Source organism: Roseicella frigidaeris, assembly GCF_003258945.1.
GTDB lineage: Bacteria > Pseudomonadota > Alphaproteobacteria > Acetobacterales > Acetobacteraceae > Paracraurococcus > Paracraurococcus frigidaeris.
Genome location: NZ_QLIX01000001.1, coordinates 496,870 through 522,979, shown reverse-complemented (window position 1 = coordinate 522,979; position 26,110 = coordinate 496,870). Strand labels below are relative to the sequence as shown.

At 73.4% G+C, this 26,110-nt stretch carries 23 protein-coding genes and 1 pseudogene; 12 read left to right on the top strand and 12 right to left on the bottom strand.

All coding sequences use genetic code 11. From position 1 onward, the window contains the following. Positions 1–23: 23 nt before the first annotated feature. The 4 genes from DOO78_RS02425 to DOO78_RS02410 all read left to right on the top strand — a co-directional run bounded on the left by DOO78_RS02425 (position 24) and on the right by DOO78_RS02410 (position 3,103). Entirely contained in the window at positions 24–218 is a 195-nt protein-coding gene (locus tag DOO78_RS02425) for an HIG1 domain-containing protein (protein WP_111468116.1), read from the top strand. 219 nt (positions 219–437) lie between these two features. Then, a complete protein-coding gene (locus DOO78_RS02420; protein WP_111468115.1) occupies positions 438–1,187 on the top strand; it encodes an electron transfer flavoprotein subunit beta/FixA family protein in 750 nt (249 codons plus the stop codon). A 2-nt stretch (positions 1,188–1,189) separates the two neighbouring features. Then, positions 1,190–2,119: an electron transfer flavoprotein subunit alpha/FixB family protein gene (locus DOO78_RS02415; protein WP_111468114.1), complete on the top strand. Its 930-nt coding sequence runs from the start codon at positions 1,190–1,192 to the stop codon at positions 2,117–2,119. A gap of 105 nt (positions 2,120–2,224) precedes the next feature. Beyond that, positions 2,225–3,103: a 3-hydroxybutyryl-CoA dehydrogenase gene (locus DOO78_RS02410; protein WP_111468113.1), complete on the top strand. Its 879-nt coding sequence runs from the start codon at positions 2,225–2,227 to the stop codon at positions 3,101–3,103. 48 nt (positions 3,104–3,151) lie between these two features. Here DOO78_RS02410 and DOO78_RS02405 read toward each other — a convergent pair whose 3' ends face one another. Beyond that, positions 3,152–3,667, bottom strand: coding sequence for a pyridoxamine 5'-phosphate oxidase family protein (locus tag DOO78_RS02405; protein WP_111468112.1), 516 nt, complete (start codon positions 3,665–3,667; stop codon positions 3,152–3,154). A gap of 125 nt (positions 3,668–3,792) precedes the next feature. Here DOO78_RS02405 and gpmI point away from each other — a divergent pair, with 125 nt between their 5' ends. From gpmI to DOO78_RS02380, 5 genes are all read left to right on the top strand, one after another. Next, positions 3,793–5,319: a 2,3-bisphosphoglycerate-independent phosphoglycerate mutase gene (gene gpmI, locus DOO78_RS02400; RefSeq protein WP_111468111.1), complete on the top strand. Its 1,527-nt coding sequence runs from the start codon at positions 3,793–3,795 to the stop codon at positions 5,317–5,319. A gap of 214 nt (positions 5,320–5,533) precedes the next feature. Further along, positions 5,534–6,793, top strand: coding sequence for a murein hydrolase activator EnvC family protein (locus DOO78_RS02395; protein ID WP_128079985.1), 1,260 nt, complete (start codon positions 5,534–5,536; stop codon positions 6,791–6,793). An 89-nt stretch (positions 6,794–6,882) separates the two neighbouring features. Continuing rightward, complete coding sequence (locus DOO78_RS02390) at positions 6,883–8,259, top strand: S41 family peptidase (RefSeq protein WP_111468109.1); 1,377 nt, start codon at positions 6,883–6,885, stop codon at positions 8,257–8,259. A 21-nt stretch (positions 8,260–8,280) separates the two neighbouring features. Then, positions 8,281–9,414 carry a divergent polysaccharide deacetylase family protein gene (locus DOO78_RS02385; protein WP_128079984.1) on the top strand — a complete coding sequence of 378 codons (1,134 nt, stop codon included), beginning with the start codon at positions 8,281–8,283 and terminating at the stop codon, positions 9,412–9,414. A 124-nt stretch (positions 9,415–9,538) separates the two neighbouring features. After that, complete coding sequence (locus tag DOO78_RS02380) at positions 9,539–10,036, top strand: RNA pyrophosphohydrolase (protein WP_111468107.1); 498 nt, start codon at positions 9,539–9,541, stop codon at positions 10,034–10,036. A 15-nt stretch (positions 10,037–10,051) separates the two neighbouring features. On the opposite strand, the gene DOO78_RS02375 is transcribed toward DOO78_RS02380, so the two are convergent. The 4 genes from DOO78_RS02375 to DOO78_RS02360 all read right to left on the bottom strand — a co-directional run bounded on the left by DOO78_RS02375 (position 10,052) and on the right by DOO78_RS02360 (position 13,943). Then, entirely contained in the window at positions 10,052–11,302 is a 1,251-nt protein-coding gene (locus tag DOO78_RS02375; protein WP_111468106.1) for a molybdopterin molybdotransferase MoeA, read from the bottom strand. Between the two features lie 6 nt (positions 11,303–11,308). Continuing rightward, entirely contained in the window at positions 11,309–11,818 is a 510-nt protein-coding gene (mobB, locus tag DOO78_RS02370) for a molybdopterin-guanine dinucleotide biosynthesis protein B (protein ID WP_111468105.1), read from the bottom strand. A 161-nt stretch (positions 11,819–11,979) separates the two neighbouring features. Then, positions 11,980–12,408, bottom strand: coding sequence for a GFA family protein (locus DOO78_RS02365; RefSeq protein ID WP_111468104.1), 429 nt, complete (start codon positions 12,406–12,408; stop codon positions 11,980–11,982). 203 nt (positions 12,409–12,611) lie between these two features. Further along, positions 12,612–13,943: a dihydroorotase gene (locus DOO78_RS02360; protein WP_111468103.1), complete on the bottom strand. Its 1,332-nt coding sequence runs from the start codon at positions 13,941–13,943 to the stop codon at positions 12,612–12,614. Between DOO78_RS02360 and DOO78_RS28565 the strand changes: the two are divergent. Then, positions 13,942–14,148 (top strand): annotated as a pseudogene (locus DOO78_RS28565) (DUF29 family protein); the annotation flags it as partial. The gene DOO78_RS02360 and the pseudogene DOO78_RS28565 overlap by 2 nt on opposite strands. Positions 14,149–14,221: 73 nt before the next feature. On the opposite strand, the gene asnB reads toward DOO78_RS28565, so the two are convergent. Genes asnB through DOO78_RS02330 form a run of 5 tightly spaced genes read right to left on the bottom strand, consistent with a single transcriptional unit; the run spans position 14,222 to position 19,866 of the window. Continuing rightward, positions 14,222–15,994 carry an asparagine synthase (glutamine-hydrolyzing) gene (gene asnB, locus DOO78_RS02350; RefSeq protein ID WP_111468101.1) on the bottom strand — a complete coding sequence of 591 codons (1,773 nt, stop codon included), beginning with the start codon at positions 15,992–15,994 and terminating at the stop codon, positions 14,222–14,224. Next, the gene (locus tag DOO78_RS02345; protein ID WP_243634309.1) at positions 15,994–17,103 is read right to left on the bottom strand and encodes a glycosyltransferase; all 1,110 of its coding nucleotides are present in this window, start codon (positions 17,101–17,103) and stop codon (positions 15,994–15,996) included. Before DOO78_RS02345 ends, asnB begins: the two co-directional genes overlap by 1 nt. After that, complete coding sequence (locus tag DOO78_RS02340) at positions 17,100–18,110, bottom strand: glycosyltransferase (protein WP_128079983.1); 1,011 nt, start codon at positions 18,108–18,110, stop codon at positions 17,100–17,102. Before DOO78_RS02340 ends, DOO78_RS02345 begins: the two co-directional genes overlap by 4 nt. An 11-nt stretch (positions 18,111–18,121) precedes the next feature. Next, a complete protein-coding gene (locus DOO78_RS02335) occupies positions 18,122–18,949 on the bottom strand; it encodes a glycosyltransferase family 2 protein (RefSeq protein ID WP_243634308.1) in 828 nt (275 codons plus the stop codon). Then, positions 18,946–19,866 (bottom strand): glycosyltransferase family 9 protein, encoded by a 921-nt coding sequence (locus DOO78_RS02330; RefSeq protein ID WP_111468099.1) that lies wholly within the window; start codon positions 19,864–19,866, stop codon positions 18,946–18,948. Before DOO78_RS02330 ends, DOO78_RS02335 begins: the two co-directional genes overlap by 4 nt. A 144-nt stretch (positions 19,867–20,010) precedes the next feature. Here DOO78_RS02330 and ygfZ point away from each other — a divergent pair, with 144 nt between their 5' ends. Next, entirely contained in the window at positions 20,011–20,847 is an 837-nt protein-coding gene (ygfZ, locus tag DOO78_RS02325; RefSeq protein ID WP_111468237.1) for a CAF17-like 4Fe-4S cluster assembly/insertion protein YgfZ, read from the top strand. A 58-nt stretch (positions 20,848–20,905) separates the two neighbouring features. After that, positions 20,906–22,090: a hypothetical protein gene (locus tag DOO78_RS02320; RefSeq protein WP_111468098.1), complete on the top strand. Its 1,185-nt coding sequence runs from the start codon at positions 20,906–20,908 to the stop codon at positions 22,088–22,090. Positions 22,091–22,330: 240 nt separating this feature from the next. Here the strand turns inward: DOO78_RS02320 and DOO78_RS02310 are convergent, their stop codons facing one another. Further along, positions 22,331–23,134 (bottom strand): SDR family oxidoreductase, encoded by an 804-nt coding sequence (locus tag DOO78_RS02310; protein WP_243634307.1) that lies wholly within the window; start codon positions 23,132–23,134, stop codon positions 22,331–22,333. Between the two features lie 236 nt (positions 23,135–23,370). Continuing rightward, on the bottom strand, positions 23,371–26,040 hold the full coding sequence (ppdK, locus tag DOO78_RS02305) for a pyruvate, phosphate dikinase (RefSeq protein ID WP_111468095.1): 2,670 nt from the start codon (positions 26,038–26,040) through the stop codon (positions 23,371–23,373). Between the last annotated feature and the right edge of the window lie 70 nt (positions 26,041–26,110).

The window sequence follows — 26,110 nt, the reverse complement described above, 5'->3', positions numbered from 1 at the left end:
GGCCGCCCTTTTAGATGACACCCATGAAGACGCTCCTCACCATCCTCACCGGCATCGGCATGCTGGCCACCCTCGGGGTGATGCTGGCCGGGATGCTCGGCCTCACCCGGACGGACGGGAATGCGAGCCGGTCCAACATGCTGATGCGCTGGCGGGTGATCCTGCAGGGCATCACGCTCGCCCTCTTCGCCCTGCTGCTGCTCGTCTCCCGGCACTGATCCCCTGCCGGCCCGGGCCGGGGCGCCAGGGGCAGGCGGGACCGGCGGGCAACCGGCGTTTTGACACGGCGCGGCAGCCCGCCCTATTTTGCCGCGGGTTTGCGCGGGGCGGGTGACCGTCCCTCGGGCGCTGCTGCGCCATGCGCAGGGAGACCAGCCTGCGGCCTGCCGGCGGGCCGCGGGGAGACACTCAACAACGCTTAGGAAACGGCAGAGGCGATGAAGCTCCTCGTCCCGGTCAAGCGGGTGGTCGACTACAACGTGAAGGTCCGCGTCAAGGCGGATGGCACGGGCGTCGAGACCGCGAACGTCAAGATGTCGATGAACCCCTTCGACGAGATCGCGGTCGAGGAAGCGGTGCGCCTGAAGGAGAAAGGCGTGGCGACCGAGATCGTCGCCGTCTCCGCCGGGCCTGCGGCCTGCCAGGAGCAGATCCGCACCGCGCTCGCCATGGGCGCCGACCGCGGCATCCTGATCGAGCACGACGGCGTGCTGGAGCCGCTCGCGGTGGCCAAGCTGCTGAAGGCGGTGGTCGAGAAGGAGCAGCCGCAGCTCGTCATCCTCGGCAAGCAGGCGATCGACGACGACATGAACGCCACCGGCCAGATGCTGGCGGCGCTGCTCGGCTGGCCGCAGGGCACCTACATCTCGAAGATCGAGCCGGCCGATGGCGGGCTGAAGATCACCCGCGAGGTGGATGGCGGGCTCGAGACCCTGCAGCTCAAGCTGCCGGCGATCGTCACCACCGACCTGCGGCTGAACGAGCCGCGCTACGCCTCGCTGCCGAACATCATGAAGGCGCGCAAGAAGCCGATCGAGACGGTCAAGCCGGGCGATCTCGGCGTCGACGTCACGCCGCGCCTCTCCGTGGTGAAGGTGGAGGAGCCGCCGAAGCGCCAGGCCGGCAAGAAGGTCGGCTCCGTGCAGGAGCTGGTCGAGAAGCTGCGCAACGAAGCGAAGGTGATCTGATCATGGCGGTGCTGGTTCTGGTCGACCACGACGGCGCGGCCGTGACGCAGCCGACGCGCAGCACGGTGGCCGCGGCGGAGAAGCTCGGCGAGGTGCATGCCCTGGTGCTCGGCCCGAAGGCGGCCGCCGAGGCGGCGGCCAAGCTGCCGGGCGTCGCCAAGGTGCTGCAGTCCGAGGCCGAGCAGTATGCGCATGGGCTGGCGGAGCCGATCGCGGCGCTGCTGGTCGCGCTCGCGCCCAACTACTCGCACCTGCTGGCCCCGGCCTCGGCCGCGGGCAAGAACGTGATGCCGCGCGCCGCCGCGCTGCTCGACGTGCAAGTGATCTCCGACATCGCCGGCGTGGTGGATGCCGATACCTTCGTCCGTCCCATCTATGCCGGGAACGCCCTGGCGACGGTGAAGTCGGCCGATCCGAAGAAGGTCATCACCGTCCGCGCCGCCAGCTTCGACCCCGTCCCGGCCGAGGGCGGCAGCGCCCCGATCGAGGCGGCGCCGGCGGCGGACGATCCCGGCCTGTCGCAGTTCCTCGGCGCCGAGATCGTCAAGAGCGAGCGGCCGGAGCTGACGGCGGCGCGCATCGTCGTCTCCGGCGGCCGCGCCATGGGCTCGGCGGAGAATTTCCACATCATCGAGAGCGTCGCCGACAAGCTCGGCGCCGCGGTCGGCGCCTCCCGCGCCGCGGTCGATGCCGGCTATGCGCCGAACGACCACCAGGTCGGCCAGACCGGCAAGATCGTCGCCCCCGACCTCTACATCGCGGTCGGCATCTCGGGCGCCATCCAGCACCTGGCCGGCATGAAGGACAGCAAGGTCATCGTCGCCATCAACAAGGACGAGGAGGCGCCGATCTTCCAGGTGGCCGATTACGGCCTGGTCGGCGACCTGTTCAAGCTGATGCCGGAGTTCGAGGCCGAGCTCGGCAAGAAGTAGGCGCTCGCGCCGATCCGGGGGCCGCCCGACGCCAGCAGCGTCCGGCGGCCCTTTTTTCGTCGCCCCCCTTCCTTGCGGCTCCTGTCATTGCGTGAGGTGCAGATCATGGCGGATGTGAAGAAGCTCGGCGTCATCGGCGCCGGCCTGATGGGCAACGGTATCGCCCATGTCGCGGCCCTGTCGGGCGTTCCGGTGGTGCTGGTCGACATCAACCAGGCGGCGCTCGACAAGGCGCTCGCCACCATCGGCAAGAATCTGGACCGCCAGGAATCGAAGGGCAGCATCCCGGCCGGGGCGAAGGGCGAGGCGCTGGGGCGGATCGCCGCCGGCACCGACTACAAGCTCTTCGCCGAGTGCGACCTGGTGATCGAGGCGGCGACCGAGAACGAGGAAATCAAGAAGAAGATCTTCGGCACGCTCTGCCCGCAGCTGAAGCCCGAGGCAGTGCTCGCCTCCAACACCTCCTCCATCCCCATCACCCGCCTTGGCGCCGCGACCGACCGGCCGGGGCGCTTCGTCGGCATGCACTTCTTCAACCCGGTGCCGATGATGAAGCTGGTCGAGGTGATCCGCGGCCTGGCGACCGAGGACGCGACCGTCGCCACGGTGACGACGCTGGCCGAGCGGATGGGCAAGACGGTGGTGGCGGCGGCCGACTACCCGGCCTTCGTCGTCAACCGCATCCTCTGCCCGATGCTGAACGAGGCGATCTTCGCGCTGATGGAGGGCGTCGGCGATGTCCGCGCCATCGATGCCGGCATGAAGCTCGGCGCCAACCATCCGATGGGGCCGCTCGAGCTCTCCGACTTCGTTGGCCTCGACACGCTCTACAGCGTGCTCAAGGTGCTGCATGAGGGGCTGGGCGACCCGAAGTACCGGCCCTGCCCCCTGCTGGCGAAATATGTCGAGGCGGGCTGGCTCGGCCGGAAATCCGGCAAGGGCTTCTACGACTACAGCACCAACCCGCCGACGCCGACGCGCTGAGGCCGTGCAAGGCGGGCGGCGCCCGGACCAGGCGCCGCCCCCGCCGGCTCAGCCGGCTTGCTTGGTGAAGTCCACCTTGTCGTTGCTGCCGGGATTCGGCGGCTCCCCGGTGGTCACGGCCTTCAGGTAGCGATAGGCATGGACGAGGGTGCTGGAGGGCGAATCCCAGTACTCGGCGCCCTCGCACTCGACCCGGATGAGGGTGATGCGCGGATCCTCGGCGCCGCCCGGGAACCAGACGCGCATCGGCTCGGCCCAGAGCTGCTTCTGCCGCTCCGGGTCGCGCAGCGTGCGGGCCTTGCCGTAGACCGAGACGTAATTCTGCGAATCCGGATCGGCATAGGCAAGCAGCACGCGCTCGTCCTGCGCCGCCTCGCTGCTGACATTCCCATCGGCCGCGGCGAAGAACCAGAGCACGCCGTCGAACTCCCTGTTGGCGGCGCGCATCGGCCGGGCGCGGAAGCGGCCCTCGCCGTCCTGGGTCACCATCATGGCGACCGCGATGTCCTTGATCATCGCCCAGACCTTGCGCTTGGCCTCGGCATCGCTGCGGGTCTCCGGCATGGCGGCATTCCTCGTGTGATGGGGCGCGGTCCCGGGGCCAACGGCCGGGCACCGGGGTGGTTCCGGCGCCGGCTTGCCCCCATCTGACCCCCGCAGTATGGCCATGCCAGTCGAGGAGCCCTCTCATGCCGCATCCGCGCCCCGTCATGCTGATGATCCTGGACGGCTGGGGCTGGCGCGAGGATCCGGCGGACAATGCCGTCCGCCAGGCCCGCACGCCGCATTTCGACGCGCTCTGGCAGGCCGGGCCGCACGCCTTCCTGCACACCTCCGGGCATGATGTCGGGCTGCCGGACGGGCAGATGGGCAATTCCGAGGTCGGGCACCTCAATCTCGGCGCCGGCCGCGTGGTGATGCAGGAACTGCCGCGGATCGATGCCGCGGTGAAGGACGGCTCGATCGCCCGCTTGCCGGCGCTGACCGCGCTGATCGACACGCTCAAGGCCACGGGCGGCACCTGCCACCTGATGGGCCTGGTCTCGCCCGGCGGCGTGCACAGCCACCAGGCCCATGCCGCGGCGCTGGCGAAGGCGCTGGCGGCGGCCGGGGTGAAGGTGGCGATCCACTGCTTCACCGATGGCCGCGACACGCCGCCCCGGGCCGGGCCCGACTATCTCCGCCGCCTCCTCGCCGATATCGAGGGACTGCCCGGCATCGGCGTCGCCACCGTCACCGGCCGCTACTACGCCATGGACCGCGACCACCGCTGGGAGCGGGTTTCCCAGGCCTATGACGTCATGGTCTCGGCCAAGGGCGCCAAGGCGCCCGATCCGGTCGCCGCGGTCGAGGCGGCGCATGCGAAGGACATCACCGACGAGTTCGTCCCCGCCACCGCCATCGGCGACTACCAGGGCATGCAGGATGGCGACGGCGTGCTCTGCTTCAACTTCCGCGCCGACCGGGTGCGGGAGATCCTGACCGCCCTGCTCGACCCGGGTTTCGACGGGTTCGCGCGCGAGCGCGTGGTCCGCTTCGCCGCCGCCGCCGGGATGACGGAGTATTCGACCGAGCTCGCCGCCTTCCTCGGCACCCTCTTCCCGCCGGAACGGCTGCACGACATCCTGGGCGAGGTGGTCGCCCGCGCCGGCCGCACCCAGCTCCGCATGGCGGAGACGGAGAAGTATCCGCACGTCACCTACTTCCTGAATGGCGGCGAGGAGAAGCCCTATCCCGGCGAGGACCGCATCATGGTCCCCTCCCCCAAGGTGGCGACCTACGACCTGCAGCCGGAGATGTCGGCGCCCGAGCTGACCGGGAAGGCGGTCGCGGCGATCGAGTCCGGCAAGTACGACCTGATCGTGCTGAACTTCGCCAATCCCGACATGGTCGGCCATACCGGCAGCCTGCCGGCCGCGATCAAGGCGGTGGAGACGGTGGATGCCGGGCTCGGCCGCATCGCCGCGGCGGTGAAGGCCCAGGGCGGCGCGCTGCTGGTCACCGCCGATCACGGCAATTGCGAGCTGATGAAGGATCCCGCCACCGGCGGGCCGCACACCGCCCATACCACCAACCCGGTGCCGGTCTTCGTGACGGGCGCGCCCGCCGGTGCGACGCTGCGCGAGGGAAGGCTGGCCGATGTGGCGCCGACGCTGCTGCACCTCATGGGGCTGCCGCAGCCCGAGGCGATGACCGGCCGGTCGCTGCTCGCATGATCCGGCGGTGACGACCGTCCGGCCGACGCCCCGAGCGCCGGCCGGACGCGGCCGGGACCGCCGCCTGGCCGGGTCCGGCCGCGGCCCGTGGCGCTGGACGCACCGCCTCGCCGCCGTCGCCCGCCCCGCCGGTTTGGCCGGCCTGCTCCCGCGCCCCGGCCGGCGGGCCGGCCTCGGCCTCCTGCTCGCCCTCCCAGCCCTGACCTTGCCAAGCTTGGCCCTGCCAGCCTTGGCCCAGCCCTCCCCTCCCCCGCCGACGCCGCAATCGGTGCAGGCGGCGCAGCGCACCGCCGCCGCCGAGCAGGAGGCCGCCGAGGCCGCCGCCCGCGCCGCCGCCGCGGCCGCGGCCGAGGAGCGGCGGCTGGCGGAGCGCCGGGTGGACTCCGCCCGCCGCGTCCAGGCCGCCGAGCAGCGCCTGGCCGAGGTCGAGGCGCGCGCCCGCGCCGCCGCCGCGGCCTCCACCGCGGCCCGGTCGCAGCTCGAGCAGCGGGCCGCGGCGCTGGCGCCGGCCCTGCCGGTCATGCTGCGCCTCGCCCTCTGGCCAGCGGAATCCCTGCTCGCCATTCCCGGGCCGCCGGAGGACGCGCTGCGCGGCCTGCTGGTCCTGCAGGGCGTCTCGCGCGGGTTGAGCCAGGAGGCGGCCGCCTTGCGGGCCAGCGCGGCCGAGGCCACCCGCCGAGCGGAGGCGGCCCGGGCCGAGGCGGAGGCGCTGCGGGCCGCCGGCCTCGAGGCCCGGGAGGCGGCGGCGGCGCTGGAGGCGGAGCTGGAGGAGGCCCGGCGACGGCGCAGCACCGCCCGCACGGCCGAGGAGGAGGCCGCCCGGCGGGCGCAGGACAGCGCCGCCCGCGCCGGCAGCCTGGAGGACGCCCTGGCCCGGCTGCAGCGGGAGGAGGCGCGCCAGGCGGCAGCGGAGAAGGCGCGCGAGGCGGCGCTGGCCCGGGCCCGGCAGGCGGCCGAGGCGCGGGCCGCGGCCGCGGCGCGGGCACGCGACGTGGCCCGCGAGGCCGCGGCCCGGGAGGCGGCGGCCCGGGCACGGGCGCAGGAGGCCGCCGCGCGCGTCGTCGCGCCGCCCCCGGCCAGCCGGAGCGCCAGGCCAATGCCCGTCGCCGGCCAGGTGAGCCGGGAGTTCGGCGCCGGTGGCGAGGGCGACCGGGCCCGCGGCATGACGCTTGCCGCCCTTCCCGGCGCGCGGGTGGTCAGCCCCTGCAGCGGCAAGGTGGTTTTCGGCTCCGCCTTTCGCAGCTATGGGCTGTTGTTGATTGTGGATTGCGGGGACGGCTACCATTTCGTCCTGGCCGGGCTCGACCGGCTGGACATCTCCCCGGGGCAGCGCGTGCTGGCCGGAGAGCCGGTCGGGCGGCTGGGGGACGGCGCCAACCCCGGGGAGGGTGGCGGCCGGGTGCCCCTCTATCTTGAGCTGCGCCGCAAAGGGCAGCCCATCGACCCCCGGAATTGGTTCGCCGCCAAGGGATGAGGTGGCAAGGATCGTCGGCTAGGGCAGTCTAGGCTGGAACACGTGGCAGGGGCCCACCGGGCCGGAACGCAAGGACATAGGTTGGCCACATGAAGCGCAGGGTTCGGACGGTGGCGGCGGTGGCGGGGGCCTTCGCGGCCGGGGTCGTGGTCGGGCCCATGGTGGCGGCCATGGCGCAGGATGGCGGGCGGGCGGACACCTACCGCCTGCTCAATCTCTTCGGCGACGTCTTCGAGCGCGTCCGGGCCGAGTATGTCGAACCGATCAACGACCGCGAGGCGGTCGAAAACGCCATCAACGGCATGCTGACCGGGCTCGACCCGCACAGCTCCTACCTGAACCAGCGCTCCTACCGCGACATGCAGGTGCAGACGCGCGGCGAGTTCGGCGGCCTCGGCATCGAGGTGACGCAGGAGAACGGCTACATCAAGGTCATCTCGCCGATCGACGAAACCCCGGCCTTCCGCGCCGGCGTCAAGTCGGGCGACCTGATCACGCATCTCAACGGCAATTCCGTGCAGGGCCTGACCCTGCAGGAGGCGGTCGAGCAGATGCGCGGCGAGCGCGGCACGCCGATCAAGATCACGATCCGGCGCGAGGGCAACGACCGGCCGATCGAGTTGTCCCTGACGCGGGAGGTGATCCGGCCGCAGGTGGTCCGCTCCCGCCTCGAAGGCAACGACGTCGCCTATATCCGCCTGACCTCCTTCAACGAGCAGACCGACGTGAACCTGCGCCGCGCCCTGCAGACGCTGCGCCAGCAGGCGCCGAACGGGCTGAAGGGGCTGGTGCTCGACCTGCGCAACAACCCGGGCGGGCTGCTCGACCAGGCGGTGCAGGTCTCCGACGAGTTCCTCGACAAGGGCGAGATCGTCTCCACCCGCGCCCGCCGGCCGGAGGATGCGCAGCGCTGGAACGCCAAGCCGGGCGACATCGCGCAGGACCTGCCGGTCGTCGTGCTGATCAACAGCGGCTCCGCCTCCGCCTCCGAGATCGTCGCCGGCGCGCTGCAGGACCACCGCCGCGCGGTGGTGCTCGGCGTCAAGAGCTTCGGCAAGGGCAGCGTGCAGACCGTCATGCCCATCCCGGGCAACGGCGCCATCCGCCTAACCACCGCGCGCTACTACACGCCCTCCGGCCGCTCGATCCAGGCCACGGGCATCGAGCCGGATATCGAGGTGCTGGCGCAGCGCGAGCAGGCGACGGCCGGCATCCCGCGCGAGCGCGAGGCGGATCTGCGCAAGGCGCTTCGCAACGAGGGCGGCGTGCAGCAGCCCGCCGGCGCCGCCATCCCGAAGCTCGAACTGCCCGCCGGGGTGGTGGAGAAGGTCACCCGCCTGCCGCCCGAGGGTGCGCCGGCCTTCGATCCCACCAAGCCGGAGACCGATTTCCAGTTGCAGCAGGCGACCCAGCTCCTGCGCAACCTGGCCGCGGCCCAGCAGACCTCCCGCCGCGCCGCACGCTGAGGCCGCGCCGGACGCCAGCCAGTGGACCGCAAGCGGGTGATGGAGCGGGCGCAGGCGGCCCTCCGCCGCCTCCGCCAGGAGGAATGGCCGAGGGCCAGGCTGGCGCTGCGGCAGGCGCTGGCGGGCTGGCGGGGCCTGGGCCTGTTCTGGGCGGTCGTGTTGGGGTTGCTCGTCGGGGGAGTCGGCATGCTCGCCTGGCTCGGGCCCCTGCCCGGCCACGCCCCCGCCGCGGCCTCCGAGGCGCCGGCCACGCCGGAGGCGCCGCAGGCCGCGGCGGCGCGGGCGGCGGGCCCGGAGCCGGTGCTCGACGCCGCCAGCCGCGGCCCGGTGCCGGGCCGGCCGATCCCCGCCGCCGATCCCGCCCTGCTGGAGAACGGCCCCTATGGCCGCCTGCCGCGGGTCGGGCCGGAGGGACGCTCCTCGATCCGGGCCTATGGCCGCGGCTTCGACCGGCAGGACACCCGGCCGAAGGTCGGCCTCATCGTCGGCGGCCTCGGCCTGAACGCGGCGGTCTCGGAGGAGGCGATCCGGCGCCTGCCCGGTGCCGTCGCCCTCGCCTTCAGCCCCTATGCGCCGCGGGTCGAGTTGCTGCTCGACCAGGCCCGGGCCAAGGGCATGGAGGTGCTGGTCGCCCTGCCGCTGGAGCCGAGCGGCTATCCGATGAACAATCCCGGTGACCGCGCCCTGCTGACCGGCCTCTCGGCGGCCGAGAACGGCGACCGGCTGCTCTGGGTGCTCTCGCGTTTCACCGGCTATGTGGGCGCGGTCGGCGCCCTCGGCCCGATGCGCGGCGAGCGCTTCGCCCAGCTCACCGACTCGCTCGGCACCTTGCAGGCGAACCTGACCGGCCGCGGCCTGCTCTACATCGATCCACGGCCGGGCGCGGTGCGGGCGCCGGCCCGCGCCTGGGGCCGCGGCGTGGACCTGGTGGTGGACGAGCCGGCGACCCGCAGCGAGATCGAGCGCAAGCTGGCGCGGCTCGAGGCCCTGGCGCGCGAGGGTGGCTCGGCCCTCGGCTATGCCGGGGAGGCCTCGCCGGTGCTGGTCGACCGCATCGCCGCCTGGGCCGGCGGCATCGAGGGCCGCGGCCTGGTGCTGGCGCCGGTGACGGCCATGCTGCGGCGGCCGGAGCAGGACCCGGCGCGCGCGCCCTGACGCCCGGACGCGATCCGCCCTATAGAGCGTGATCGCCTGGGGCGGACTCGCCGAAGGCGTGAATCACGCGATCGAGCAACGCGCTGGACCGTGGCCCAGCGGGCCTGCGCTTCGGAGCCCGCCCATGGACCTACCCTATAGGGACCTGCCTTATCGCCGCTGCGTCGGCGCCGTGCTGTTCAACCAGGATGGCCGGGTGCTGGTGGCGCGCCGCGCCGACCTGCCGAATGCCGAGGGCGCCCCGGGCGGCTGGCAATTGCCGCAGGGCGGCATCGATGCCGGCGAGGACCCGGCGGTGGCGATCTTCCGCGAGCTGGCCGAGGAGATCGGCACCGGCAAGGCCGAGATCCTGGCCGAGCATCCGAACTGGCTGAACTACGACCTGCCGCCGGAGCTGCTCGGCAAGGCGCTGGGCGGGCGCTTCCGTGGCCAGACCCAGCGGTGGTTCGCGCTGCGCTTCCTCGGCACGGATGACGAGATCCGCCTCGATCTCGACCCGCATCCGGAATTCGACGCCTGGCGTTGGGCGAGGCTGGCCGAGCTGCCCTCGCTCGCGGTCGGGTTCAAGCGGGCGATCTACGAGACCCTGGCGCGCGACTTCGCCCGCTTCGCCGGACCGTAGCGCGGGGCGCCGCGCTCAGAACAGGGCCGCGAAGGGCAGCACCTGCACGGTGTCGCCGGGCCGGACCTCCCCCAGCGCCTCCGGCAGCTCGGCGAAGGCGTCGCTTGCCGCCAGGGAGGAGAGCAGCGCCGCGCCCTCCTGCTCGATGCGCTCGGCGACCGGCAGCAGGCCCGCCGGCCGCAACCGCACCCGGAGATACTCCCGCCGCCCCGGCTTCTTGCGGGCGGCGAACCCCGCCTCGGCGCTGAAGCGCGGCAGGGGCTCCGGCGCCGCCCCGGCAAGGCGCAGCACCAGCGGCCGCGCCAGGTGCAGGAAGGCGACCACCGCCGCCACCGGGTTGCCCGGCAGGCCGAGCACCGGGGTGCCCCCGACGACGCCGAGCGCCGCCGGCCGCCCCGGCTTCACCGCCAGGCGCCAGAAGACCAGCCGCCCATCCTGCTCGATGGCGGCGCGCATATGGTCCTCCTCGCCGACCGAGACGCCGCCCGAGGTCAGCAGCAGGTCATGGCTGGCCGAGGCGGCGCGCAACGCCGCGGCGCTCTCCGCCGCCCGGTCCGGCAGGATGCCGAGATCGACCGCCTCCACCGGCAGGCCGGCCAGCAGGGCGAGCAGGGTGAAGCGGTTGCTGTCATAGGCCTGGGCCGGGCCGAGCGCCTGGCCGGGCACCGCCAGCTCGTCGCCGGTGGAGAAGACCCCGACCCGGAGCCGCGGCGTGACGGCCAGGCTGGCGCAACCGAGCGCCGCCGCCAGCCCGATCTCCGGCGCCCGCAGCCGGCGCCCGGCGGGCAAGGCCACCGCCCCCTGCCGGACATCCTCGCCCGCCGGCCGGACATTGGCGCCGGGCCGCAGCCCGGGCGGGATCAGCACCTCGCCCGCGGCCGGGCGCAGCGCCGCATCCTCCTGCATCAGCACGGTATCGGCGCCCGGCGGCAGGGGCGCGCCGGTGAAGATGCGGGCGGCGGCGCCGGGCGGCAGCGGCCGGGGCTCCTGCCCGGCGGCCACCCGCCCGGCCAGGCGCAGCGCCGTCGGCCCCGCACCCAGATCAGCGTGCCGAAGGGCATAGCCATCGACCGCGCTGTTGCCGAAGGGCGGCAGCGGCAGCGCCGCCCGCAGCTCGCGCGCCAACACCCGGCCAAGGGCGGCGGACAACGCCACCCTCTCCTCGCCGCCCAGCGGCGGCACCCGTTCGGCGATCAGCGCCTGCGCCGCCTCCACCGAGAGCAGCGGGCCGGCGAAGGTGAAGCAATCATCCGAGAGTTGCGCCACCGCGCCCTAGTCCCTCCAGGCCGCGGCATCCGCGGCGAATCGCTGCACCAGATCGGCAGCCGCCTCCACATCGTCCAGGGGGACCCAGGGCAGATCGCCCGGCGGCGGCACGTCGCTGGCGACGGCCGCGATCTGGGGGTCCTCCGGATGCAGCCAGGGCTTGCCGTTGGCCGCCCGGTGGACCTCGATCTTCGGATGGGTGTCGCGCTTGAAGCCCTCGATGATGACGAGGTCGACCGGCGAGAGGCGCGAGAGGAGGAAGCGGAGATCCGGCTCCGGCCCCTCCCGATTCTCCGTCATCAGCGCCCAGCGGGTCGCCGAGGCGACCAGCACCTGCCGCGCCCCGGCCTGCCGGTGCGCCCAGGAATCCTTGCCCGGCGTATCGACATCGAAGCGATGATGCGCGTGCTTGAGGGTGGAGACGGCGACGCCCCGGCGGCCGAGGCAGGGGATCAGCCGGGTGAGGAGCGTGGTCTTGCCGGCCCCGCTCCAGCCGGCGAGGCCGATGAGCTGCATGCCCGCAATCTAGAGCGGATCGCGGACCGGCGCGAACGCCCGGGAGCGGGACCCTGCCCCCCGAATGGCGAGCGGCAGCGGATCGCGGCGGGACGGGCGCCGGGCCGCGATCCGGCGGCGCGGCGCCCCCGCCGCGGCAGGGCGGCGGGGGCGCCCCGGCTCTATTCCGGCACCATCTCCCCCGAGCCGCCGAACTCGGCCGGGAAGTCCTTCAGCTTCGGCAGGCCGTCCTTCATGCGCAGCACCGTCTCGCCGTAATTGACATGCACCCCCGGCTCGAAGGGCAGGTCCGGGAGGGTGGCCGAGAACACGTCCACCATGTTGAGCGGCGGGTGCCGCGCCATCAGATGGCCGCCGCAGAGCTTGCAGTACTGCCGGTGGCTCATCTCGGTCTTGGCGAAGGTGGCGATGTGCTCCTCGCCCTTCGTCACCTTCACCGCCTCGGGCGGCCAGAGGGTGAAGGCGTTCACCGGGCCGCCGGACCAGGACCGGCAGGACCGGCAATGGCAATAGCCCATGGCATTGGGGGCGCCGCTCGCCTCGATCTCGACGGCGCCGCAGAAACAGGCGCCCGTGTAGCGTCCGCTCATCTGTTGTCCTTCCTCCCTCGTCTCGGCGGATGGAGAGGCCATCCTGCCGCCCCCGGCCAGGCCGAACCATGCGGTGCGGCACGGACAAACGCCATCCCGGCCCGCCAGCGCCTCCGCAAGGCCGATGACAGCATGCCATGGGATGCTCCGCCCTGCGCCGGGCATCGCGAACACGCTGCCGTGGCCGGGTGGGCCCGCGCGGCTCAGCCGCCGCGCGCCTCCTGGAAGGCGACGCCCTGGCCGCGCGGCGCGCCGATCACCTCGTCCTCGCGCATCGCCACCGCGCCGCGCAGGATCGCCATCACCGGCCAGCCGGTGCAGCGATGCCCGGCGAAGGGCGTCCAGCCGCAGGGCGAGACGATCCAGCTCTCCTCGATCACCCGCTGCTTCTTCATGTCGACGAGGGTGAAATCGGCGTCGTAGCCGGCGGCGAGCCGCCCCTTGCCGGTCACGCCATAGACCCGCGCCGGCCCGGCGCACATCAGGTCGGCGAGGCGGGAGAGGGAGAGCCGCCCGGCGCTGACATGGTCGAGCATCAGCGGCACGATGGTCTGCACGCCGGTCAGCCCCGCCGCGCAATCCGGCCAGGGCCGCTCCTTCGCCGCGCGGCTGTGCGGCGCGTGGTCGGAGCCGACCACATCCACCGTGCCGTCGGCGACCGCCGCCCAGGCGGCCCGCAGGTGCCGCTCGTCGCGGATCGGCGGGTTCATCACCGCATAGCCGCCGAGCCGGTCATAGGCCTCGTCGGTCTGGGTGAGGTGGTTCAGCAGCACCTCGACCGTCGCGACGTCGCGGAACTCCTTGAGGTAGTCCAGCTCCTCGGCGGTGCTGACGTGCAGGATATGCGCCGGGCGGCCGGTGCGCCGCGCCAACGCCATCAGCCGCCGCGTGCCAAGGAAGGCGCATTCCACGTCGCGCCAGACCATGTGGTTGCGGTGCGGCATGCCGGAGGTGAATTGCGGCTTGCGCTCCTGCAGCCGGTACTCGTCCTCCGAATGGTAGCAGATGCGCCGCCGGCCGCTGCGCATGACAGCCTCCAGGGAGGCGTCGTCCTCCACCAGCAGGTCGCCGGTGCTGCTGCCGGCGAAGACCTTCACCGCGCAGACATTCGGCTGCAGCTCGAGCGCGGCGAGCTCCGCGATGTTCTTCTTGCTGGCGCCGACATAGAGACCGACATCGACCCAGGCCCGGCCTTCGAGATAGCCGCGCTTCCAGTCCAGCCGCTCGCGGTCGGTGATGCTCGGCGCGGTGTTCGGCATGTCGAAGACGGCGGTGAGGCCGCCGAGCAGCGCTCCCTTGGTGCCGTGCGAGAGGTCCTCCACCGCCGGGTCGCCCGGATCGCGCAGATGCACATGCGCGTCGATCAGCCCGGGCAGCACGTGCAGGCCGCGGCAATCCACCTCGTTCGCGGCCTTGTCCAGGCGCAGGTCGCCGAGGGCCGCGATCCGCCCCTCCCGCACGCCGACATCCGTGGTCTCGACGCCCCAGGGCAGCACGCAGGCGCCGCCGCGCAGGATGAGATCGTAGCTGGTCATGGGGCGGGGATCCTCCTCGGGGCCGGGTGCGGCAGCACCTATACTCCGCCTCGCCATGCCCGACGATGCCGGCCTCCACGACCGCGATTGGTATGCCTGGACCCAGGACCAGGCCGCCCGGTTGCGCGCCTGGCCGGAGCAGCTTCGCCCCAACGGCCTGGACGTGCGGGAGATCGCGGAGGAGATAGAGAGCTTGGGGACGTCCGACCGCCGGGCGAACCATCTCGTACCTCTGGCTCCCCGCCCCGCCGGCGCCCTGACCGTGCCGGGCGCAGCCCTCAGCGCGCCGCAAGCACCTCGAACACATCGCCCTCCGGCCGCCGCCCCTCGATGTGGCGGCGGTGCCAGAGCGCGTAGAACAACAGATGCCAGGCGGCGAAGCCGCGATGCTTCTCGCCGCCGGCATGGCGGAAGAGCGAGGCTACGCGGTCCGGCCGGGCGATCTCGGCGACGCCGGGCTGCGCCGCCACCAGCGGCCCCAACCGGTCCCCCACCCGCTCGATCCAGGCGCCGACCGGCACGGTGAAGCCTTGCTTCGGCTTGAAGGGCTCGGCCGCCGGCAGATGCCTGGCCAGCCACTGCCGCAGCAGCCATTTGCCGGTATGGCCCTGCACCTTCAGCGCATCCGGCAGGCGGAAGGCGGCGGCGGCGATGCCGGTGTCGAGCAGCGGCGTCCGCCCCTCGACGCCATGCGCCATCAGGCAGCGGTCGAGCTTGATGAGGAGATCGTTCGGCAGCCAGTCCGCCACGTCCAACGCCTGCGCCGCCTGCAACCGGCTGCGGCCGGGCAGCGCCGCCGCCGCCTCCGCCGCGCCGATGCCGTCGCGCCAGCCGGTCGGCGCCGCGCGCAGCACATCGACGCGGTCGAAGCAGCCATGGGCGCGCGGCGCCTTGCCGCCCAGCCACCAGGGCTTCATGGCGGCGCGGTAGCGGCCATAGCCGCCGAAGAGCTCGTCGCCCCCCTCGCCGGAGAGCACCACCTTCACCTCCTGGCGCGCCCGGCGCGCCAGGAACCAGGTGGGGATGATGGCGTAATCGGCGGCCGGGTCGTCCATGGCGGCGACGATCTCCGGCAGGTGGCGCCAGACCTCCGGCTCGGTGACCGCGACGGTGACGTGCCGCGCCCCCGCCGCCTGCGCCAGCGCCGCCGCCTGCGCGCGCTCGTCGGCCGCCCCCGGCACGTCGAAGCCGGCGGTGAAGGCGAGCACCGGGGAGGTTCCCCCCTTGGCGTTCAGCCGCGCCATCATCGCCAGCACCGCCGCGCTGTCGATGCCGCCCGAGAGGAACATGCCATAGGGCACGTCGCTGCGCTGGTGCAGCGCCACGCTCTCCTCGAGCGCCATGTCGAGCCGCGCCAGCGCCGCCTCGCCGGTGATGCTCTCCGGCCCCCCCTCCGGCAGCGCCTGGCGCTGCCGCCGCTCGGCGACCGCGCCATCGGCGATCACCACCGTCTCGCCGGGCAGGATACGGGAGATCCCCTCGAAGATCGTCTCCGCGCCCGTGGTGAATTGCAGCTGCAGCAGCTCGGCCCGCGCCGCCGGCCGCACCCGCGGCTGCACCAGCCCGGCGGCGATCAGCGCCTGCGGCTCCGAGGCGAAGGCGATGCCGCCCGGCACCTCGGCGGTATAGAGCGGCTTGATGCCGAAGGGGTCGCGCGCCAGCACCACCTGCCGCGTGGCGCGGTCGGCCAGCGCGATGGCATACATGCCGCGCAGCCGGTCGGCGAAGCCGATGCCGTCGCGGCGCCAGAGATGCAGCGGCGGCTCGCAATCGCTGCCGGTGGTGCAGCGGAGCTGGTTGGCCTCGCGCAGCTCGCGGTAATTGTAGACCTCGCCATTGCCGACCAGCGCCGCCGGCCCGGCGAAGAGCGGCTGGTCGCCGGTGACGAGATCGATGATGGCGAGCCGCGTATGCGCCAGCGCCACGGGGCCGACCACATGGTGCCCGGCGCCGTCCGGGCCGCGATGCGCCAGCGCCCGCGTCAGCGCGTCCAGCGTCGCGCCGTCGGGCGTCAGCCCCTGCCGCAGCGCCAGGCCCGCCAGGCCGCACATCAGCCCAGCCCCCCGAGGGTCCCGGTCGGGGCGACCGCGCGGAGGAATTCATGCCAGCGCGCCAGCACCGGCGCCTCGGCATGCGCCCGCTCGAATTCCGCGCGTCCGGCCGCAGCGAGGCGCGCGGCCCGCGTTGGATCGGCCAGCAGCCCGGCGATGGCGGCGGCGAGCGGCGCCGGCTCCTCCTTCGGGACGAGCAGCCCCGTCTCGCCCTCGCGGATCAGCTCCACCGGCCCCTGCGCCGCGGCGGCGACGACCGGCCGCGCCGCCGACCAGGCCTCCAGCACCACATTGCCGAGCGGCTCGTGCCGCGAGGGGCAGACGAAGAGGTCGCAGGCGGCAAGCAGCGCGCCGGTGTCCTGGCGCCAGCCGAGGAAGGCGATGCGGTCGGCGAGGCCGAGCTCGCCCGCCAGCCGCTCCAGCGCCGGCCGCTCGGGCCCCTCCCCGGCGAGGGAGAGATGCACGCCCGGCAGCAGCGCCATGGCCCGCAGCAGCACGTCGAAGCCCTTGTTCGTGTGCAGCCGGCCGAGCGCCAGCAGCCGCGGCATGCCGGGGGGCGCCGGCAGCTCGGCCGGGGCGAGGCCGGCGAAGTCATGCGCGAAATTCGGCACGACATGCGCCCGCTCCGGCGGCCAGCCCTGGCGGATGATCCAGTCGCGGAGATCGCGGGTATTGCCGACCAGATGGTCGCAATGGCGATAGTATTTCAGGTCGTAATAGCCGCCGAGCCGCCCGACCAGGGTCCAGGGCGCGCCGCCGCGCTTGACGCGGCCGGCGAAGCGGCTGGCGCGGTTCGCCCAGGACACCACCACCTCCGGCCCGAAGCCCGCCAGCAGGTCGCGCAGCCGCGGCCCGGTCCGCAGGTCGAAATAGCCGCCGAACGCCAATTCCTGTGGCTCGATCCCGCCGGCCCGGAGCCGGGCGGCGCGGCCCGCCTCCCGCCGGATCACCGCCAGCACCGCCTCGCCGGCGGCGTGCTGCGCCACCGTCAGGCGTTCGTAGAAGGCCTCGGCCCCGCCCATGGGCGCGCCCGCCATCACATGCGCGACCCGCAGCGGCCGGTCGGCCGCAGGCGGGGCCGGGGCAAGGACAGGCAGGTCGAGGCTCATGCCAGCGCCTCGAAGCGGGCGGCGACCTCGTCCCAGGAGGGGCCGGGGCCGCGGGCCAGGGCGGCGCGGTGCATCGCCGTCCAGGCGGCGTCGTCGCGCAGCAGGCGGATGGCGGCCGCGGCGAAGCCGGTGGCGTCCCGCGCCACCACGCCGGTCTCGCCATCGGCGATGCGCTCCGCGACGGCGCCGAGCGGCGTGACGACCGCCGGCAGCCCCAGCGCCTGCGCCTCGGCCAGGGCCAGGCAGAAGGTCTCGCCGGTATCGCCGCGGTAGAGCATGAGGCGGGCCTCGCGGAAGCGCGCCGCCAAGGCGGGGCGCGGGAGGGGGTCGAAGATCCGCACGCCAGCCTCCGCCAGCGTGGCGGCGCGCGCCAGCACCGGTGCCGCACGGGCGGCGAGGCGTGCATCGCCGCCATAGGTGGCGGCACCGGTGTAGAGGTGCAACTCCGCGTCCGGCACCCGGGGCCGGATGCGCGCCGTCCAGAGATCGAGCAGCCAGTCGAGGCCGCGCTGCGGGTTGGAGGCGAAGATGGCAATGGGCGGTCCGGGCGGCCGCGGCGCCGCCCCGGCATCGAAGGGCGGCGCCAGGGCGAGCGGGATCTGCACCGGGCGGAAGGGCAGCCAGGGGCCGAGGCTCGCGGCATGGCTGGGACCGAGCGTCACCAGCCGCGGCCGAAGAGCGAGCAGGGGCAGGAGGTTGCGCAGCTTGCGCAGATAGCCGGCCGGGTTGTGCAGCCAGAGCACCCGCCGGCCGCGCGGCAGCCACCGGAAGAGGCGCGGCGAGCGGTTGGCGATGACCAGCGCCGCCGGCGCCCCATGCCGCCCCCGATCGAGCGGCGACCAGGCGAGGCCGCCGCGGCAGGCCTCGGGCTCCGTGCCGGCCCGCAGCTCCAGCGCATGACCGCGCCGGCGGAAGGCCTCGGCCAGCAAGGCGAAGGCGGTCTCGACGCCGCCGACCGGGCGTTCCCGCAGGTCGAGGGGGCCGAGGCGGGGCCCGTCCGTCGCCATGACGATGTGCATCAGGGGGGTGCCGGGCGGTGCCGCTCCGGCTCCAGCCGCGCCTTGAGATGCGAGAGCAGCGGGAAAAGCCCGGCGCAGAGCGCGATCAGCAGGCCCCAGCCGCCTTCCCGGTAGCCGCGGCGCCGGACATAGCAGAGGAAGATGCGCGACAGGCAGCGTCGGACATTGTCCGGCAGGGAGCCGATCCTCCCGCTCGCCAGCAGGTCGGCCGCCTTGGCCGAGGAGTAGCGGTCGAGCCGGCGCAGCATGTCGGAGATGTCGCGGTCCACCTCGTGCCGGATGCCATGGGCGGTGAGGCGCTCGCCCTCGGTCCCGATCCAGTCGAGGCCGGGATGCACCCGCTGCCCGCGCCAATGCTTGGCGCCCTTGCGGAACAGGATGGGCTTGAGGGTGGTGCCGAAGCTGCCGCCCCAGCCATGCAGGATCAGCCGCTCGCCGACGTAATTGTCGATCCGCACGCGGTGGAAGCCATGCGCCGAGCGGGCGGTGAGGGCGCGGATATCGGCCCAGAGCGCGGGCGGCACCCGCTCGTCGGCATCGACCTCGAGGATCCAGTCGCCGCTGCAGGCCGCGATGCCGGCATTGCGCCGCTCGCCCTCCAGCTCCCATCCCCCCTCCAGCAGCCGCGCGCCCTCGGCGCGGGCGATGTCGGCGCTGGCATCGGTGCTGCGGTCGAGCACCACGACGATCTCATCGGCCGGCCGCAGGCTCGCCAGGCAGGCCGGCAGCCGCGCCGCCTCGTTGCGGGCGACCACCAGGGCGGAGACGCGCGGCCCGGCCTGGGGCATGGCCGCCGGCGCCGCGGCCGACGCCTCCAGGGCGCTCATGCCGGCACCTGCGCTGCCAGCAGCCGCTCGGCGGCGGCGAGCGCCGCCGCCAGCGTCAGGCCCGGCATGCTGTCGAGGCCCGGGCTGTCCGGCGCCACGGCGGTCGCCACGTGCCGGCCGGCCGGGGCGTATTCCTCGACGCGGGAGGGGCCGAAGAGGCCAAGGGTCGGCGTGCCCGTGGCGGCCGAGAGATGCATCAGCCCGCTGTCATTGCCGACGAAGAGGGCGCAACGCGCCAGCACCGCCGCCACCTCGGGCAGGGAGAGCGTGCCGACCAGATCGACCGCCCGCTCGCCGAGCGCCGCCAGCACCGGCGCCGCCATGGCGCGCTCCTGCGGGCCCGGGCCGCCGAGGATAGCGGCCCGCGCGCCCGCCAGCGGGGCGCCCGGTGCCGTCAGCGCCCGGTAGAGGGCGACGAAGCGCTCCGCCGGCCAGACCTTGCGGTCCCAATTGGCGGTCGGGCCGAGGGCGATCCAGACCCCCTCGCCCGGCAGCAGCGCCGCCGCCCGCGCCCGGTCGGCGGCATTGTACCAGGCGACCGGCAGGGGCGGTGGATCGAGCCCCAGCAGGGCGCCGAGATGCGCCAGCCGATGGCCCGGCTGGCGGCCACCGCGCAGCACGTAGCGCCGGCGCGCCCGCACCATCCAGGCGAAGGCCGAGCCGCGCAGATCGACGACGATATCCCAGCGCTGGCCCGCCACCGCCCGCCAGAGCTCCAGCCAGTGCAGGCGGTAGCGGCGCTTGGCGAGCACGATCGTCCAGGCCCGGTTCGGCATGCGGGCAAAGACGCCCTCGGCCACCGGCCCGCAGGCCACCACCAGCTTGGCCTGCGGATAGGTCCGGATCAGGTGGTCCAGCAGCCCGGTCGAGAGAACGGCGTCACCGATCCGGGTGGAGGAGATGAAGAGAATTCGCACGGCGTCGGGGCTGTAGCACGTCCCGGCCGGAGCGGCGCCTCCCCGGAGCCGCCCCGACCCTCGGCTGCCGGGCGAATTTGCCCGGTGCGGCCCGAGGCAGCGCCGCAGGTTGCAGTGGCGCATCCGCCGGCCCACCTTTTCCGCATGCCGATCGCAGCCCTTCCCGGACGAGGCGTGGTGGAGGTGGCGGGCGAGGACCGCCTCGCCTTCCTCCAGGGCCTCGTCTCCAACGATGTGGCCGGGGCCGTCCCGGGCACCGCCGTCTTCGCCGCCCTGCTCTCGCCGCAGGGCAAGTGGCTCGCCGATTTCTTCCTCCTCGCCGCCGAGGACCGGCTGCTGCTCGACTGCGAGCGCGCCCAGGCGCCGATGCTGGCGCAGAAGCTCTCCCGCTTCCGGTTGCGCTCCCGGGTGGCGGTGCGGGACGCCTCCGACGCCTTCGTGGTGCATGCCGGCTGGAATGGCGCCCCCCTGCCGATGGGCCCGGGGGTGGTCGCCGCGCCCGATCCCCGCCTGGCCGAGGCGGGCTGGCGGGCCCTTGCCCCCGGCTTGCTGCCGGGCGCCGAGGCGACGCCGGAGGATTGGGACCGCCACCGCCTGGCGCTCGGCCTGCCGGAGGGCAGCCGCGACCTGGTGCCCGAGCAGACCGTCCTGCTGGAGGCCGGCTTCGACGAGCTGCACGGCATCTCCTGGAGCAAGGGTTGCTACATGGGCCAGGAGCTGACCGCCCGCACCCGCTATCGCGGGCTGCTGAAGCGCCGGCTGGTGCCGGTGGCGGTGACCGGCCCCTTGCCGCCCCCCGGCACGCCGGTGACCTCGGGCGGGGCCGAGCTCGGCGAGATGCGGTCCGGCCGCGACGGGCAGGGCATCGCGCAGCTGCGGCTCGAGGCGCTGGATGGTCGCCCGTTGCACTGCGGCGAGGCGCGGCTGGAGCCCCGCATCCCGACCTGGATGGCCCTGCCGGCCCCCGCCGCGGCCGGCTGATCGCCCTGGCGGGCCTGCCGGGCGTTTCGGCTCGGAGGACTCCGCTCTAGCCTGGCGCGTGCCCGCCATCACCCCGACGCTCCGGGCCTGGACCCGGTCCCTGGCTGCCGCGCTCGCGATGAGCCTGCTGCTCTCCCTGCTCTTCGCGGGTCTCTCCTGGCAGGCGGCCGGGCTGCCGCCCGAGCGGGCGCTGGCCCTGCTGCGGCCGCTGGCCGGCAGCGGCGTCCTTTATGAAAGCCACGGCCTGCCGCTCGGCGTGGTGCGGATCCAGCGCTGGTACGGCAATGACTGCCTGGTCTTCGCCATGCTCGTCCTGCCGCATGAGGAAGGCCGGGCGCGAGAGGCCTTCTCGCCCAATCTCGCGCTGTCCCCGCTGCTCCCCCTGGCCATGGCGGATCCGGCCGGCGGCGAGACGGCGGGACCCTGCCTGCGGCTGGCCGAACTGCTGGCCCCCGGCGCGGAGCGGCAACCGGCCAAGCGCTATCACCGCTACCTGCATGGGCAGCGGGTCGCGGTTGCCCTGCTGCTGCCGGTCCTCGGGCCGGTCGGGCTGCAGGATGCGGTCTTCCTCACGCTGAACGGCGCCCTGGCCGGCCTTGTCCTCCTCGCCGGCTGGCGCAGCCTGCGGCGGCGGCGGCACGACGATGCGCGCTGGCGACGCGATGCGGGCTTCGCCGGCCTCGGCCTGCTCCTGCTGACCAGCTATGGCCTGCCGGCCCTCGGCTTCTGGGTGAGCCATGCGCTGTCCGACCTGGTGCTGGCGCTTTTCCTCTGGGCCCTGTGGCTCTGCCCCGGACGCGAGGGCGCGGCGCCGGCCTGGCTGCTCGGGGCCTTCGGCGGCGGCGTCGCGCTGTTCGAATTCCTCACCGGCGGGCTGCCGCTCGGCGCCGGGCTGGTGCTGCTGGCCGCGGCCCTGGCCGAGCGGCCGGGCGGCGCGCTGCGCAGCCTCGGTGCCTTCCTCGCCGGGGCGGCGCTGCCCTTCGCGCTGAAAGCCGGGATCGCCGCCCTGGCCTTCCCCGATGCGCTGCAACCGGCCGATGCCGAGGCCTTCGGCCATCGGCTCTTCGGGCCGATCGTCCCGGAGGTGCCGGCGCAGCTCCTCACGCCTGGTCGCCGATGGCCGGCTTCGACCTGCACCGCATCGACGAGACGCCGCTGTTCCGCCTGCGCTTCCTGCTCTTCCGCCTGCAGGGCTATTACTGGCAGATGGGCTTCGGCTCCGGGCAGGCGGGGCGCCTGCTGATCCGCGGCAGCCTGATCGGGCTCGCGCTCCTCGCCATCCCGGCTCTCCGGCGCGAGGCGGCGCGCGCCGGCCCGGCGTTGGGCGCGGCGCTGCTGCTGGTCGCCTGGTACCTGGTCTTCCTGAACCACAGCGCGCTGCACGCGGTCTGGATGGCGCGGTGCATGGTGATCTTCCCGGCCGCGCTCTGGGTGCTGGCGCTGCCCTTCCTGCCGGGGCCGCAGAGGTGGGGCTCAGCGCCGGTCAGGCATTGACCACCGAGCCGCCGTTCGGATGCAGGGTCTGGCCGTTGAAATAGCTGCTGTCGGCCTCGCTGGCGAGGAAGATGTAGCTCGGCGCCACCTCGTCCGGCTGCCCGGCGCGTTGCATCGGCGCGCCCTGGCCATGCTTCGCGGTGCGCTCCTCGTCGAAGCTCGCCGGGATCAACGGGGTCCAGATCGGTCCTGGGGCCACCGCGTTCACCCGGATCTTCCGCTGTTCGAACAGGGCTTCGGCGAGGCTGCGGGTGAAGCCGAGGATCGCGCCTTTGGTGCTGGCATAGTCGATCAGTTGCGGGCTGCCGCGGAAGGCGGTGACGGAGGTGGTGTTGATGATCGCCCCGCCGGTCGGCATGTGCCGCAGCGTGGCGCGCGTCACCCAGAACATGCCGAGGATGTTGGTGCGGAAAGTCCGCTCCACCTGGGCCTCCTCGATCTCGGCGAAATCCTCGCAGACATGCTGCTCGGCGGCGTTGTTGACGAGGATGTCGATATGGCCGCCGAGGGCCTCGGCCGCCTGGTCCACCGCCCGGCGGGCGAAGCCGGCATCCCCGACATCGCCGGCGAGCAGCACGCAACGCCGCCCGGCCGCCTCGACATGCCGCTTGGTCTCCTCGGCATCCTCGTGCTCGTCGAGATAGAGGATCGCCACATCGGCCCCCTCCTTGGCGAAGCCGATGGCGACGGCGCGGCCGATGCCGCTATCGCCGCCGGTGACGAGGGCGGTCCGCCCCTGCAGCTTGCCGCTCGCCGTCCAGTGCTCCATGCGGTCCTGCGGCTGCGGTCGCATGGCCGCTTCCTGGCCCGGCTGCCGGTCCTGGTGCTGCTGCGGAAATGGGCTGTCCTGCCGTGCCATGACGATCTCCCGTCCTTCGACGGAGAGAACGGGGGGCGTGGCGGGGCAGTTGCGCCCTCCTGCCGGAACGGGCCGACGCCGCCCGGACCGGAAGGCAGCCCGGACGCGCCGGCGTCCGGGCCGCCCTCAAGGCTCACAGGCAAGAAGGCAGCGGTGGCGCGCCGCCCGGATCAGGCGGTGCGGTCGCCGCCGCCCGAGAGCGCCGCCTGCGCCGCCGCCAGCCGCGCGACGGGCACGCGGTAGGGCGAGCAGGAGACGTAATCCAGCCCCGCCTCCTCGCAGAACTGGATCGAGGCCGGGTCGCCGCCATGCTCGCCGCAGATGCCGAGCTTGAGGTCGGGCTTCACCGAACGCCCCTTCTCGCGGGCGATCTTCACCAGCGCGCCGACGCCGTCCGGGTCGATGGAGACGAAGGGGTCCTTCGGCAGGATGCCCTTCTCGACATAGAGCGGCAGGAACTTGCCGGCGTCGTCGCGCGACAGGCCGAAGGTGGTCTGGGTGAGGTCGTTGGTGCCGAAGCTGAAGAAATCGCCCACCTCGGCGATCCGGTCGGCGACCAGCGCGGCGCGCGGCAGCTCGATCATGGTGCCGACCAGGTATTCGACATGGTGGCCGCTCTCGGCGAAGACCTCCTGCGCCACCTTGTCGACCTGCGCCCGGGTGATCTCCAGCTCGCGGCGCGTGGCGACGAGCGGGATCATGATCTCGGGCACCGGCGCCTTGCCGGTCTCCTTGGCGATGGCGACGGCCGCCTCGAAGATGGCGCGGGCCTGCATCTCGTAGATCTCCGGATAGGAGATGCCGAGACGGCAGCCGCGATGCCCGAGCATCGGGTTGGCCTCCGAGAGCTCCTGCGCCCGGCGCTGCATCGCCGCCACATCGGCGCCGAGGGAGGTCGCCACCTCGGCGATCTCCGCCTCGCCATGCGGCAGGAATTCGTGCAGCGGCGGGTCGAGCAGGCGGATCGTCACCGGCAGCCCGGCCATGATGCGGAACAGCTCGGTGAAATCCTGCCGCTGGAAGGGCAGCAGCCGGGAGAGCGCCTCGCGGCGGCCGCTCTCGGTCTCGGACATGATCATCTGCCGCACCGCGCCGATGCGCTCGGGGTCGAAGAACATGTGCTCGGTGCGGCAGAGGCCGATGCCCTCGGCGCCGAATTTGCGCGCCGTATCGGCATCGAGCGGCGTCTCGGCATTGGTGCGCACCTTGAGGCGCCGCACCCCGTCCGCCCATTCCATCAGCGTGGCGAAATCGCCCGAGAGCTGCGGCTCGACCATCGGCACGCTGCCGATGAAGATCTCGCCCGTCGCGCCGTCGAGGGTGATGGTCTCGCCGGCGCGCACCACCTGGCCGCCGGCCTGCAGCGCCTGCGCGCCGTAATCCACCGTGACGCCGCCGGCGCCGGCGACGCAGGGCCGGCCCATGCCGCGGGCGACCACCGCGGCATGGCTGGTCATGCCGCCACGGGTGGTGAGGATGCCCTTGGCGGCATGCATGCCGTGGATGTCCTCGGGGCTGGTCTCGATGCGCACGAGGATGACGCTCTCGCCCTTCTGCGCCCGCACCTCGGCCTCGTCGGCCGAGAACACCACCGCGCCGCAGGCCGCGCCCGGGGAGGCGGGCAGGCCCTTGGAAAGCAGCTTGCGCGGCGCCTTCGGGTCGAGCGTCGGGTGCAGGAGCTGGTCGAGCGCCGCCGGGTTGACGCGCTTGATCGCCTCCGCCTGGTCGATCAGCCCCTCGCGCGCCATGTCGACGGCGATCTTCAGGCTGGCGGCGGCGGTGCGTTTGCCGTTGCGCGTCTGCAGCATGTACAGCTTGTTCTGCTGCACGGTGAACTCGATGTCCTGCATGTCCGTGTAGTGCTTCTCGAGCGTCGCACGGACCTGGACGAGCTCCTTGTAGGCGTCGGGCATGGCCTTCTCCATGCTCCGCTCGTCCGGCTTGGCGCGGGCCTCCGACATCGGCTGCGGCGTGCGGATGCCGGCGACGACATCCTCGCCCTGGGCGTTGATCAGGTACTCGCCGTAGAAGATGTTCTCGCCGGTCGAGGGGTCGCGGGTGAAGCAGACGCCGGTCGCGCAATCCTCGCCCATATTGCCGAAGACCATGGCCTGGACATTCACCGCCGTGCCCCAGTCGGCCGGGATGTCGTGCAGGCGGCGATAGGTGTTGGCGCGCGGGTTCATCCAGGAGCCGAAGACGGCGCCGATGGCGCCCCAGAGCTGCGCCGTTGGGTCCTGCGGGAAGGGCTCGCCCTTCACCTCGGCCACCATCTCCTTGTAGCCGTCCACCACCCGGTGCCAGTCCTGGGCGGTGAGCTGCGTGTCCTCGACCACCCCGCGGTCGAGCTTCACATGCTCGATGATCTCCTCAAAGCGGTGATGGTCGATGCCGAGCACCACGCTGCCATACATCTGGATGAAGCGGCGGTAGCTGTCCCAGGCGAAGCGCGGATCGCCGGAGGCGGCGGTGAGCCCCTCCACCGTCTGGTCGTTCAGGCCGAGATTGAGGACGGTGTCCATCATGCCCGGCATGGAGACCCGGGCGCCGGAGCGCACGGAGACGAGCAGCGGCGTCCGGTCGTCGCCGAAGCGGGCGCCGACCGCCTCCTCCACCCGCTTGAGGGCGGTGCCGACCTGGTCCTTCAGCTCCGGCGGGTACTGCTTGCCGTGGTCGTAGTAGTAGGTGCAGACCTCGGTGGTGATGGTGAAGCCGGGCGGGACGGGCAGGCCGATGCTGGCCATCTCGGCCAGGTTCGCGCCCTTACCGCCCAGCAGGTTGCGCATCTCGGCCTTGCCCTCGTTATGGCCGGCGCCGAAGCTGTAAACCCACTTGCTCATCGGCACTGTTCCCCTTGCGATCCGGATGGCCGCCGTTCGGCACAGGAATCTATGAACGGCGCGTTACCAC